Below are 13189 nucleotides of genomic sequence, written 5' to 3' on the forward strand. Positions count from 1 at the left end.
ATGGTACGACGGTACATTGGTGGATATTATAATGTAAAAAGCCGCAGAACAAACCTGTTCTGCGGCTTTTGTGTATCACGTTTTCATAAAAATGTGCCGTTTCGGCAGAACTCTTCTCGCTATTGCGTGCGTTCCACTTTTTTTACAACGGCCCGGGTACCGCGCTTTTTCTGACAGTCCGGGCATTTTCCGTAGATCGTCAGGCTGTGGCGCTCGATCTCAAAGCCGGTCGCCTTTGCGAGCTGAAGCTCCAGCGGGGAAAGCGGGCAGTCGTCCAGCTTGATTTTTTTACTGCATCCGGTGCAGATTAAATAGTGGTCGTGCCCCTTGGCCAGCGTATAACGGATCACGCCGTCTTCAAAATTGATTTTTTGCAAAACCCCGGAGGAGGTAAAGCGCTCCAGATTGCGGTATACGGTAGAAAGAGCCAACTGGGGGAAAGAGGGCTTCAGCAAAACGAAAATATCCTCCGCCGAAACGGGATCCGGGCTGTTTTCCAGAAAACGCAGAATCGCTCCGCGCTGCTTTGTGTTCTTCAGTTCTGCCATTTTTGGTTCCTCCTTGCAAAAGAAAAGGGAATCTGCCCCTCAGACTACTAAACCATCGCGCTGCCGCAAAATAGCGATGCTCGTTTTGCCTGCTGTGTGCCGTATGCCCACAGGGCAGCCGCATTTGCAAATTGCGGTCACATGCCAAGTATGCTCTCTGATTTGCGGGTTTGCCGCCTTGCGCGATTTTTAGCGGTATGCCTCTGTTTTTCGGCACGCTGAGGGAATCCGACTCTTTCTGTATGTAATCATAGCGCGGATTTGCAAAAAATGCAAGCGGGCGCATATTCACTATTGGGAACTTTTCGTGTATAATATCCGCAGAGCAGATTATGATACCGTCAATTCAAAAAATATACCACAACGGCGCGTCGCGCCTGTGGTATAATAGGGCTGATTACGATTGACAGCCCATTTGCTTTAAAAGAGACTTTCTATAGAAACAGTGATTTCTTCCCCCGCCGTGGGCGGAAAAGGAATCAATGGCCTGTTTTAAAGTGAAATTTATCATAGGTTGGAGGCTTTCAGCTTTGGAAAAAATATATCTGGACAACGCAGCCACCACCCGTGTGTGCGAGCAGGCGGCAGAGCGTACGCTGTATGTGATGACACAGGCGTACGGTAACCCTTCGTCGCTGCACACCATGGGCTTTGAGGCGGAGCGCGAGATGACCGCGGCCCGCCAGGCGGTTGCGGACAGGCTTTCGGTGAATCCTTCCGAGATTTATTTTACCTCGGGGGGAACGGAAGCAAATAATATTGCCCTGTTCGGCGCCGTGAAGCGCAACGGCAGGCGCGGCAAGCGTATCGTTACAACGGCGGTGGAGCATCCCTCCGTACTGCGCGTGATGGAGCAGCTTGAGCAGGATGGCTTTACGGTGGAGTACCTGATGCCGGATGCCACGGGGCACATCTCGCCGGAGCAGGTGGAGCAGGCCGTTACCGGCGATACGATTCTGGTGAGCATGATGCTCGTCAATAACGAAACCGGCGTGTGCATGCCGGTGGAGGCGGCAGCGGAGGCGATCCGCCGCAGCAAATCCCCGGCGATTTTGCATGTGGACGCGGTGCAGGCGTTCTGCAAGGTTCCGATCAAGCCCGCGCGCGTGGGGATCGATCTGATGACGGTTTCTTCTCACAAAATCCACGGGCCAAAGGGCGCCGGCGCACTGTATGTGGCGGGCCAGAAAGGTTTCCCGTCCAGAAGCTTCGGCGGGGGGCAGGAAAGAGAAGTGCGCCCCGGCACCGAGCCGCTGCCGGCCATCGCCGGGTTCGGTGCGGCGGTGCGTGCGATGCCGCAGCCGCAGGAGCTGAAAGCGCATTTTGAAACGCTCCGCGCCAGTCTGCGCGAGCAGTTTAGCGGGCTTTCGGGTGTTGTCATCCATTCGCCGGAGGACGCGATGCCTTACGTATTCAGCTTTTCGGTTCCGGGCATCCGCGCCGAAACGATGCTGCATTTCTTGTCTTCGAAAAATATATTTGTTTCGAGCGGTTCGGCCTGCTCCAAGGCAAAGCCGAGCCATGTGCTCACAGCCATGGGCCTTTCGCCCGAGCTGGTGGAGTCCTCTTTGCGGGTGAGCTTTTCCCGCTTTACTACAACGGAAGAAATCGGCGCTCTTACGGCCGCACTGAAGCAGGGCATGGAGCAGCTGGTGAAAAAATCATAAGGAGTTTGTATGAGAGAGATCATTTTGATTAAGCTGGGCGAGCTGGTGCTCAAAGGTTTGAACCGAAAGAATTTTGAGGCGTCGCTCGTCCGGAATATCCGCCACCGCATCGGCAGATTCGGCAATTTCGACATCCGCGTGGCGCAGTCTACCATTACCATTTCCCCCAAAGGGGAAGAGGATCTGGATGAGGTTGCCGAGAAGGTCGGAAAGATTTTCGGCATCGCCGCATTTTCGCGCGCGTGCGTAGCCGAAAAGAAGATGGAATCCATCCTCTCTGCGTGCAGCGAGTATCTTTCCGGCGATCTGAATCGCGTGAAAACCTTTAAAGTGGAAAGCAAGCGCTCCGACAAGAGTTTTCCCCTGAAATCCCCTGAAATTTCTGCCGAGGTCGGGGCATATATAATGGAGAACTTTCCCCACCTGACGGTCGATGTGCACAATCCCGACCTGGTGGTGATGGTAGAGGTGCGCGATTTTGGCGCGTACATTCATGGAAGCTCCATTCCCGGCGCGGGCGGAATCCCTGTCGGCACAGGCGGAAGAGCGGCTCTGCTCATTTCCGGCGGCATCGATAGCCCCGTAGCGGCGTGGTGCATGGCAAAGCGCGGCGTGGAGCTGGTTCCCGTCCACTTTGCAAGCCCGCCTTATACCAGTGAGCGCGCGGAGCAGAAGGTGGTTGATCTGCTGACCAAGGTCAGCGATTATTCGGGCCGCATGATTCTTCGCGTGGTTCCTTTTGCGCATATTCAGGAAGAGATCATGGCGAAATGCCCTGAGGAGCTTTTCACGATCATCATGCGCCGCTTTATGATGCGCATTTCAGAGCGGATCGCGGTGGATAACGGCTGCGAGGCCCTCATTACCGGCGAGAGTCTGGGCCAGGTGGCCAGCCAGACGATGCGGGCCATCGCCTGCACCGAGGCGGCGGTGGATATGCCGGTGTTCCGGCCGCTGATCGGCATGGATAAAACGGAGATCATCGCGATTTCCCGCAAAATCGATACCTTTGAAATTTCGATTCAGCCGTTTGAGGACTGCTGCACGGTGTTCACGCCGAAGCATCCCCGCACCAAGCCCAACCTTTATTTTGTGGAGCAGGCGGAGCAGCAGCTCGACGCTGATGCGCTGATCGAGGAATGCGTTTCTCAGGTAAAGCTGATCAAAATCGGATATGATCATTCGCTCGCCTAAAAAGATTTTTTATGGGGATCGCAGTTTTCCCCCGCCGAAGGCGCAGGAAGAATGCAATCATTTTTTTGATGAAATCGCAATATTATATCCAGGAGAATAAGGAGATGCCAATTTTATGAAAGCGGAAATCATATCAGTAGGAACCGAGCTGCTGCTCGGCCAGGTCATTAATACCGATGCTTCCTATGTAGCGCGGGCTTTGTCCGAGCTGGGGATCGATATGATGTTTTCCTGTACCGTGGGCGATAACAACGGCCGTTTGAAAGAGGCGCTCACCCATGCGCTCAAGCGCAGCGATCTGGTCATCACCACAGGGGGCCTTGGCCCGACAGAGGACGATCTGACGAAGGAAACGATTGCCGAATGCGCCGGTGCACCCCTTGTCGTGCACGAAGAAAGCATGAAGCGCCTCAAGGAGCACTTCAACGGCAGATACATGGGTCAGAACCAGATGAAGCAGGCGATGCTGCCGGAGGGCTCCACCGTTCTGCTGAACGACCGCGGCACCGCGCCGGGCTGCGCGGTGGAAACCAAAGAGGGCAAGATCATCATGATGTTCCCCGGCCCGCCGTCAGAGCTGATTCCCATGCTGCACAATTACGGGATCCCGTTTTTGATGAAGCGTGAAAACGCAAGCATTTTTTCCATGAATGTGCATGTGTTTGGCCAGGGTGAAGGCGCTGTTGCGGAGATGCTCTCCGACATGACGGACGCTTCGAACCCCACGGTTGCCACTTATGCCAAAGAGGGCGAAATGTACGTACGCGTTACCGCTAAGGCGGAAAACGCACAGAAGGCGGAGGAAATGTGCCGGCCGGTCGCGGAGCGCATCCGCGAGCGGATCGGCGACTGCGTGTACGGCATCAATGTAGACAGTCTGGAGCAGCTCGCTGTAAACCTTCTCAGTGAGAGAAAGATGACGATCGCGACGGCGGAGTCCTGCTCCGGCGGACTTCTTGCCAAGCGGATTACCGATATTCCCGGCTCCTCCCAAGTGTTTGAGATGGGAGCAGTCACCTATGCCAACCGGATCAAAACGCTGCTGCTCGACGTGCCGGAGGAATTGCTGGAGAAGCACGGCGCAGTGAGTGAAGAGGTTGCGGCCGCGATGGCCGAGGGTGTGCGGAAAAAATCCGGCAGCGACATCGGTATCGGTATCACCGGTATTGCCGGGCCGGACGGCGGTACTGAGGAAAAGCCTATCGGGCTGATTTACGTGGGGCTCAGTGACAAAGACGGCACCGTGGTGCGCAAGGTAAAGGTGTTCAGCCATCGCCGCCCCCGCAGCTATTACAGATACACAGCGGCGTCCTTTGCGTTGGATATGGTTCGCCGCCGCTTGGAGGAGCTTCCTTTATGATGGATCTGAGAGCGCAGTTCAAGGCCGTGGATGCGGTGAGAAAGGGGATGCGCGGTGAACTGCGCCACCTTTCACCGGTGCCATTTGTTCCGGAAAAGCCCCGGTATCCTGCCGGGCTTTCCCGCAAGCCTTTGCCGCGCTCTACGCCGGAGGCCCAGGGGGTCTCTTCGGCGTATCTGGAGCGTTTTCTCCGTGAGCTCGACGCGTGCCCGGAAATCAAGGTGCACAGCATCGTGATCCTGCGCCACGGTAAGCTGATCGCTCAGGCCAACTGGAAACCGTACTCCGGCATTTACGCGCAGATGGTGTATTCGCTTTCCAAATCCGTCACCGCAATGGCGGTAGGCATGGCAATCGAAGAGGGCTTGTTCACGCTTGATGACCGGATTGCCGAGCTGTTCTCCGATAAAATGCCGCCCCCGCCGTTCCGTCGGCACAGGGTGGAGCAGATCACCGTGCGCCACCTGCTGAACATGACGTCCGGTATCCGCTTTAATGAGGCGAACAGCGTGTTTGAGCGCGACTGGCTAAAATCTTACCTGACGTCGGACTGCGCGTATGAGCCGGGCGAAAAATTTACGTATAACAGCATGAATTCCTACCTTCTCAGCGCGCTGATCCAGCGGAAAACAGGAGAGGGATTGACGGATTATCTGCAGCCGCGCCTGTTTGAGCCGCTGGGCATCGACCATGTGGTGTGGGAACGCTGCCCGATGGGGATCGAAAAAGGCGGCTGGGGGCTGTTTCTGCGGCCTGAGGATATGGCGAAGCTGGGCCAGGTGTATTTGCAGAAAGGAATGTGGACGGTGGACGGGGAACCCCGCCGCCTGCTTTCGGAGCAATGGATTGCGGAATCCACCGATATGGGAGTGCGCACCCTGATGGGTGAGCACGAAACAGCCTACGGTTATCATCTGTGGGAGTTTCCGATTCCGGGGGCCTACCAGTTTAACGGCGTGTTTGGCCAGTATGTGGTGGTGGTCCCGCAGATCGATGCGGTCATTGCGATCACAAGCGGCAGCCATGGCCTTTTTGTGGATAAAAGCGCCGAGATCATCCAGAAGTATTTCGACAATCAGGAGGCTTTTTCCGCGTTCCCTCTGCCGGAGAATATGGGCGCCGCCCGTGCGCTGAAAAAGACGGAGGCTTCGCTTGCGCTGTTTCCCGATACGATTCCAGTGCGCAGACGGCGCACGCTGCGGGAGCGGATCGAGCAGGCGCTGTTTCCACAGCGTTCCGTACCGCAGCTCAGTGCAGACGCCAAATGGATCAACGGGCGCTCTTATAAGCTGGAAAATTCATATGGCACCATTCTGCCGTTTATCTTCTCTGTGGAAAAAGACAGCTTTCTCCCGCCGATTCAGCGGGTATCGTTTGCGTTCGCCCCGGATTTTTGTACGATCGAATTTTCGGACGGAGAGGAAAATCAGACCATCCGCGCAGGGCTGGACGGCGAACCGCGCCGAAGTGTGCTGAACATTAACGAAGAGGTCTACGTTACCGGTAACATGGCGCGCCTGACCCGCGACGAGGATGGCCGCCCGGTGTTAAAGCTGTATCTCTCTTTCCTTGAAACGCCGAATACCCGTGTGATCAAATTCATTTTCAGCGGCGAACGCATTTTGGTCCGTTTTCAGGAGATTCCGTCTGTCGACAACGCTTCGAAGCTGCTGGCGAGTCTGTTGGGGAATTCCGGCGGCAATATGGAGCGGCTTCTCACAGAGCGCCTGAGCGGCGAACGTGTGCCCGGCTACCTGCGCCGTATCGCTGTGCCAAAGGCCAGCGGCCGGCTGGATTTGGAGGCTACTGAATAAGCAGGTAGAGACCGCTTTCGTTCTCAGTCCATGAAGAGTTAGGTGTGTATGAGATAGTGCACCCTAAGAGATATATTTTAGAAAGAGAAAGAAACAGGGGTACAGGGAAAACCTGTACCTTCTGTTTCTTTTTATTGTTGTGAATTGACTTGACGGATGTAAATGCAGAGCAGTTCTTGAAGGTTCAGGAAAGCTTTCATTATATAAATTATAGATAAATATATTTTTATTGACACCATTATCCTGCTGCAATATAATTGGATTCAGAAAGGTATTTTTCTGAATTTATATGGACAGGAGGGGAACTTTGAAAATGAGAAAACTCTTTGCATGGGTTCTCACTCTGGCAGCGATATTCAGTTCTATGTCATTTTCATTTTATGCCGCGAAAACAGAAAACCCAGCCCGGAGTAAAGCAAGTAATCAGGGTGTTTTGGATTCGGTCAATTCATGGCAGGTGAATGCTCAAACCATAGATCAGTCTTTTTATAATCAAATCCCATTCAGCGGGCGCAACGATATTTATGACGCAAAATGCGTTCAGACTCAATATATTACAATTGGTGGAAATGCAGGGGAACAGCCGAAAGGTGGTACACGATTTCCTTCTGGCGGGGGATTTTTCTGGAGCGATGAAGGTGGTCCGAAGGTGAGCGCTTCCGTCAGCTTTTCAGAGCATTCCCCAAAAGTGAAGGTTTCTGCTAACCTGGGTGTTGTCGGCAATGTCGGAAAGGTCAGCCCTCTGACAAAAGTGCCGAATACAAAGGATTTCTTTCAGCTCTATGTCAGCAAAACGATCAAGGTACAACAGATCAATATTTATCGCACCAATAGAAAAACCGGCAAAACGACGCTGTGGCTGACGATGTATTCCTCCACTCCAGACAGTTGTGTACTTTCAGCTCATAAGATATTATCATGAGGCTTCAAGCGACTTTTGAATCAAATTTTTCAACATTAACGTATAAGAAGAACAGCAGGGGCACTCCAGAATGGGGGTGCCCCTGCTGTTCTTTGATATACTGTTCAATGAATTCCGAAAAATGAAGCGGATGACCCACTTACTTCTGTGGATGATTTATAATGGTTTCTTTTACTCTCTCTTGAGGAAATTTCCAGTGTTCAAAATAGAACCCAGATCAATCCACAATAATGCTTTCACCCGTCATTTCAGCCGGCTGCGGCAGGCCGAGAATTTTGAGCATTGTGGGAGCGATGTCCGCCAGCTTGCTGTTCCCGCGCAGCTTGCACAGGTTTGAAAAAAGATAGTACAATTTTTAATTCCTATCAGCCGCTTCGTTGGTCAAACAGATTAGAATAATTAAGATTTTTGGGGCAGATCTTTTAATTGCTCCTTGCGATTTTTCAGATTCAATGCAATACCGACACCAAGAAGTATCCAAAAAACAGGCGCAACGCTAACAACAGAATCATTAAACAGCCCAGCTCCCAAATAGCCTACCACGCCGAGGCAAACTGCAGAGGCCAATATCTCATTCGGGCGATATGTTCTCTTTAGTGCATATAAACGAATGCTGTCGAATAAATAAAGGAGGACAATTGTCAGGAATGCCAACAAAGCGATGCCGCCTTCTCCTAACAATATTTGCAGATAAAGATTATGAGGTTTATCCACTAACATATTTGTAGTACCATATGCCCAATATTTACCCAGCAGATCATTCTGCGGGAAATTCAGTACAAAAGTGTCTGGACCAGAACCAAGCAATAAGTTATCCGGGATCATGGGAATAGAGCGAGACCAGATATAACCGCGAGCAGAGCCAATACGCTCTTTACCAGCAAAACCAACGGAAGGCGGCGACTCAAGAGAATCGATGTCGACTGTGCCAGTGGAATTGGTAAGCTGAAGCTTGAGATCAGAACCGATACGGAAAAAGAATTGAGGTTGATTATCAATATTGACAGAGAGACCTAATGAATTGCTTTTTAAGCCCATTGCTACAAGATTGAAGCTGAATTTTTGGAATCGTTTATCGGTAGTTCTGTAAGCACCATCCTTTTGCTCCATTACCACATCCTGCCCGTTTCCATCTTTAAACACGAAAGAGTCTTTATTTAAAGTAACCTTCAACACATCATTATTTTGGGTTACAATCACTGCGGTATTATTTTGCGCTGAAACGTCTTTTACAGGAAGTTTTGAGAGATAATCGGTTTGCTCGCTGTCCTGGAAAACACTAACTATATCTGAGAAAAGCGTGGGAATACGAGCGAAAAGTTGTCCATTACTAGTAATATTAAGCCCAATAATTGCTACTAAAACTATCGCAACACAGGAGAGAGAGGCTTTCCAATGTTTTATAATAATCTTTGCAAAAACAATCAATCCAAAAATAAAAGCAACAGCAACGCCGATCAACCCTGCTCTGGAAGTGCTGCCGATTAAAATCCAAAGTGCCATCAGTGTGACGCACCCAAGCACTATTTTGGAGCGCCAGGACTTGGCGTTTAAAGCAAGTACTAAAAAGATTGGCACAGTAATTGCGGCAAAACTACCGGCATAATTCCAGTGATAAAAAGTACCATAGAGTCTACCGGATTCAGAAACAGAACTTAAATTTGTGACTTTATCGTAATCCCAAGGAGAAATCACTAAGGCTTTACCAAAGTCAGTAAACAGAAGATCGTGCCCAATGTATTGAAAAAAACCAATGACCGACGAAATAACAATCGCAATTCCAAGAGCGATAATCAAATGCCGGGTATCCTTTTCTGTTCGGTAAGCGGAAAAAGAATATAGAAACAGAATGATGTAGCAGCAGAGGATAACAGCGCCTTCTGCGCGGTCATGTACTCCCCAGAATGCGATAGACCGGTATTCCGAAAACACAGCAGAGAGCAGGGTGAATAATATGAATACACCGCTAGCAATCAGGTAAACAAGGGGAATCCGATCTGTTTTTCGGAACAATGTTTTACGAAAGAGTACGCCAAACACAAGAATGAGAAGGATCACTATTAAAAGAAGAAACGCTTTTGACTGAGAGAAAAAATCACCATAAGTTGCGAGGCCGATCAAAGGGACCTCGTCGGGGTTCACATCAATGATGATGAGATGGACAAGAAGGGGGATGGCTATAATCGCTAAAAGCACGGGGATAAAGAGCCGGTTTTTTTCAGGTATACCCGTTAAAGCGCCGCCTGAGGGCAGGGAATTGACTGCTTGTGATGTTTCTGTTGGTGCCTTTTTTTCGTTTGGAGACATTTCCACTACACCTTTCGTATGGGAAAACCCATAAAAATGAAAATAGAACGTGATATGGTGAGAAGATCATAACGCAGAGCAAAAATAATTGTCTTATGTTGGTGTGGTCATTTGATTTCGCTGCGATCAATCTTGAGAAATCTGTCATTAAGAAAGGGTTGTATTATTCGGTCGAATCTTATACAATTATAATCAAATAAGATCATAAAATATTTCCATTGGAGAATTAATATGATTAAAGAAAATCAGAAATTATTTAATATAATCTTTGCAATTATGGACGCAGTACTTTGTGCGGGTTCTATGATTCTTGCTTTTTTTATCCATTTTCATAATTACCAAGGATCCTATATTGGCCTAAATTACTACATTCAGGCATTGATTTATATAGTCCCAATTTATTTCATTTTATATCATTATCTTGATCTTCATAATTCTTTTCGACATAAGTCATTTCTTTTGGAAACAGGTAAAGTTTTTCAGGCCAATTTTTTTGGCATAATTTTTATTTTTGTACTAATGTTTTTTCTAAAGGAAGTACATGTATCGCGTATGGTAATCTTGATTTTTGGAATGGTTAATACAACACTTTCCATTATCAATCGTTTTATCATAAGAAAGTCTCTTCGTCGCATGCGGGCAAAAGGCTATAATTTAAAGCATCTTCTTATTGTCGGTTGGAATGAAGTGTCGGCGGAATTTTATGATAAGGTTCAATCTAATCGCGGATTGGGATATGATTTCGTAGGCTACCTTAGTCCAGATAAAAGGGATGTTTCCAGTAGAAAAATAAAATATGTAGGCGATTTTACCATGCTCTCTCTTTTACTAGAAAATAAAGGTATTGATGAAGTGATCATTTCGCTAGAGTGGAATGAATTTTCTGAGTTAGGAAGTTTAATTGAGACTTGTGAAAAAGCTGGAATAAAATCTAATTTACTTCCCTTTTATACCAAATATCTCCCTGCAAAGCCTTATATTGATGAAGTGGAAGGTATACCGCTGATCAACATCCGTAAGGTTCCTTTAGACAATATGCTCAATAGCTTTGCAAAAAGGGTGTTTGATTGTATTGTTTCCCTGGTCGCATTAATTTTGATTTCTCCAATTTTGGTCATTACGACGATCGGGGTAAAGTTGACGTCTCCGGGGCCGGTTATTTATAAGCAGGAACGGGTTGGCAGAGGTAAAAAAAAGTTCTACATGTATAAATTTCGTTCCATGAAAATGGAAAGCGATGGTTCGGACATGACTACCTGGGGAACGAAAGATGATGACCGAAGAACCAAATTTGGTACGCTGATTCGTAAGTTCAGTATTGATGAGCTTCCACAGCTGATTAATGTATTTAAAGGGGAAATGAGTTTGGTTGGACCACGGCCGGAACGTCCTTATTTTGTAGACAAGTTCAGAGACGAAATTCCACTTTATATGTTGAAACATCTTGTCCGACCAGGGATCACCGGTTGGGCACAGATAAATGGCTGGCGTGGAGATACATCCATCGAAGAACGGATAAAATGTGACATTTACTACATAGAGAATTGGACTTTCCTTCTTGATATTAAAATTCTATTTCTGACTGTTTTTAAAGGATTTATTAGTAACAGCGAAGAAATATAAAACGCGATTTCATATTTCGGAAGAAAGATAGAGTACAATAAAATTCGTAATTTCGTAAATGCATAGGAAAATCAAGGGGCTCTGATCAAATGAATAATGTCTAGATATTAAAAACGAGCGAAACTTAAAGATTCAGGAAAAGAATAGCACAGATTTGGCGAAATGGCTACTGAACTGCAGGATGGAACCGGATCCAATGCTATCCTTGCTGGAATAGAGTTCTACTTGTCTCATGGAAGTAGAGATATCTTGGTGTTGTCGGCGTGAAAAAGAATGTTCACAATTATCCTGCAGTGATTACCGCCGTGGCTATCAGACCAGAGACTTGACAGTAGATAGAGATGAAGTACCTGATAGTTCCAAAGCTCTGAAAACGGAGATATTTCTCGTTTTTTATAACGGAACATAAACGCAGCGAGGAGCGCCGATTCAGGTTTATCAGAAAGCTTTTATTTAGGTCGTATTCTTCCGGAAGATGGAGAAGCCGATCCGTAGCTTAGAAATGAAAATCATTCACGCAGTCGAGTCAGTGAGAGAATAAAAAGACCAAATGAACAGGGAGAGAAATTTTGTAGCCGGGTGTGTTGCATGAAAGATCCTGTTATAGATGGTAGTAATAGTTATCTAAGGGTCAATGAGCAAGGACACAGGGATATCCTTGCGGTAGAACCAATGCTGGACGAATTAGAAGAGAGGCGTTCGCAACTATTTCAAAGTCTTTTAAATCACGGTCTAAAACCACCGTTACGGGCGGTTTTAGATGCGAACATTGGTCTGATTGCCGCCATTCGTGAGAGCTTTTCTGGTGCTTTCTAGCAGTGCTGAAAAGTGCATTTTCTGCGGAATCTCCTGGTTCACGTGCCGTAGAAGAAGAAAGAATCCTTCGCGGCGCAGCTGAAAAAGATTTGGTGGCATCATCTGCCAAGCTGGTCCGGGAACTTGTAGAACGGCTGTCGAGGCAATGCAAAAGGCGTTTTCCAGAGGGGATCGAGTTTCTGTGGAATTGACTGACCCCGTGTGTTTTCAGAACCGGACATCCGTAAAATTTTCCAACTAACATGCCGAAACGATTTAACAAGAAAATTCGTCGAAGAAGCGATGTTATTGACATGTTTCCCAGCAAGGATTCCTACCTAGTATCTGAAGATCATATCGAGGTGATGCGCAAAGCGGAAATTGACGCCGTCCTCTAAAGTGGCCTGCCGTACCAACTGGCAGCAGATAAAAACGCCTTTCACAGTGGTAACCGCCCAAATTTAAGCAAGGCATTATGGATAACTTAAAGCCCCAGATTATCCAGGTGAGCATAAGAGTAAATTTCACTGTGTCAATGTAATCTGTAATGGCGACCCGTTACAGACAGCATTGACACGGTGGGAGCGCTTCTGCTTCGCTATGCTGGATTGGGGCAGGCGCAGCGGAGCGGGGAGCAAAAAAGCTACATAATAAGAGCCTATCCATAAATTAGATATGGACTCGAATCAATTTACGCCAGACAATAATTGCACAGGCAAAATGCAGAAGACCAAGGTAGTTTGCAGCTTTCTTTTCAAAACGAACCAGCAATTTGCGGAAACGGTTGAAGAACGAATGCGTAACCTCTACTACCCAGCGCCGGGCTTTAAAATCGGGATTCCGCAAGAGCTCCTGTTTTTCCTCAGATCGGGGACGGATATGCGCGATATAGCCTCTTTTTTCAACCTTGTCTTTTGAGCCGGTATACCCGGCATCCAGGCACAGGTTATGAGTAAATT

The 13189-nt window shown here is 48.3% G+C and carries 11 protein-coding genes; 7 read left to right on the forward strand and 4 right to left on the reverse strand.

What is annotated here, in order from left to right; genetic code table 11:
* Positions 1–119: 119 nt before the first annotated feature.
* The gene (locus HMPREF1141_RS05115) at positions 120–548 is read right to left on the reverse strand and encodes a Fur family transcriptional regulator (RefSeq protein WP_009061755.1); all 429 of its coding nucleotides are present in this window, start codon (positions 546–548) and stop codon (positions 120–122) included.
* Between the two features lie 530 nt (positions 549–1078).
* On the opposite strand from HMPREF1141_RS05115, the gene HMPREF1141_RS05120 reads away from it, so the two are divergent.
* The 5 genes from HMPREF1141_RS05120 (at position 1079) to HMPREF1141_RS05140 (ending at position 7505) form a co-directional block, all read left to right on the forward strand.
* Entirely contained in the window at positions 1079–2215 is a 1137-nt protein-coding gene (locus HMPREF1141_RS05120; RefSeq protein WP_009061796.1) for a cysteine desulfurase family protein, read from the forward strand.
* A 9-nt stretch (positions 2216–2224) separates the two neighbouring features.
* Complete coding sequence (gene thiI / locus HMPREF1141_RS05125) at positions 2225–3409, forward strand: tRNA uracil 4-sulfurtransferase ThiI (RefSeq protein WP_009061780.1); 1185 nt, start codon at positions 2225–2227, stop codon at positions 3407–3409.
* Positions 3410–3524: 115 nt separating this feature from the next.
* Positions 3525–4769, forward strand: a complete 1245-nt coding sequence (locus tag HMPREF1141_RS05130) for a competence/damage-inducible protein A (RefSeq protein ID WP_009061757.1) — start codon at positions 3525–3527, stop codon at positions 4767–4769.
* Positions 4766–6583 carry a serine hydrolase gene (locus HMPREF1141_RS16830; RefSeq protein WP_009061635.1) on the forward strand — a complete coding sequence of 606 codons (1818 nt, stop codon included), beginning with the start codon at positions 4766–4768 and terminating at the stop codon, positions 6581–6583. The genes HMPREF1141_RS05130 and HMPREF1141_RS16830 overlap by 4 nt, the downstream gene beginning before the upstream one ends.
* A gap of 307 nt (positions 6584–6890) precedes the next feature.
* A complete protein-coding gene (locus HMPREF1141_RS05140) occupies positions 6891–7505 on the forward strand; it encodes a hypothetical protein (RefSeq protein WP_009061763.1) in 615 nt (204 codons plus the stop codon).
* 217 nt (positions 7506–7722) lie between these two features.
* On the opposite strand, the gene HMPREF1141_RS17775 is transcribed toward HMPREF1141_RS05140, so the two are convergent.
* A complete protein-coding gene (locus HMPREF1141_RS17775; RefSeq protein WP_009061714.1) occupies positions 7723–7857 on the reverse strand; it encodes a hypothetical protein in 135 nt (44 codons plus the stop codon).
* Between the two features lie 47 nt (positions 7858–7904).
* Positions 7905–9812, reverse strand: a complete 1908-nt coding sequence (locus HMPREF1141_RS05145) for an O-antigen ligase family protein (protein ID WP_009061701.1) — start codon at positions 9810–9812, stop codon at positions 7905–7907.
* Between the two features lie 231 nt (positions 9813–10043).
* On the opposite strand from HMPREF1141_RS05145, the gene HMPREF1141_RS05150 reads away from it, so the two are divergent.
* Positions 10044–11435 carry an undecaprenyl-phosphate glucose phosphotransferase gene (locus HMPREF1141_RS05150; protein WP_009061777.1) on the forward strand — a complete coding sequence of 464 codons (1392 nt, stop codon included), beginning with the start codon at positions 10044–10046 and terminating at the stop codon, positions 11433–11435.
* A gap of 588 nt (positions 11436–12023) precedes the next feature.
* Positions 12024–12251, forward strand: a complete 228-nt coding sequence (locus HMPREF1141_RS05155; RefSeq protein WP_035316582.1) for a transposase — start codon at positions 12024–12026, stop codon at positions 12249–12251.
* Positions 12252–12899: 648 nt separating this feature from the next.
* On the opposite strand, the gene HMPREF1141_RS05160 is transcribed toward HMPREF1141_RS05155, so the two are convergent.
* A partial coding sequence (locus HMPREF1141_RS05160; protein WP_009061788.1) for a transposase occupies positions 12900–13189 on the reverse strand: 290 nt, incomplete at its 5' end.

Origin of the sequence: Clostridium sp. MSTE9 (assembly GCF_000277625.1) — a bacterium.
GTDB lineage: Bacteria > Bacillota > Clostridia > Oscillospirales > Acutalibacteraceae > Faecalispora > Faecalispora jeddahensis.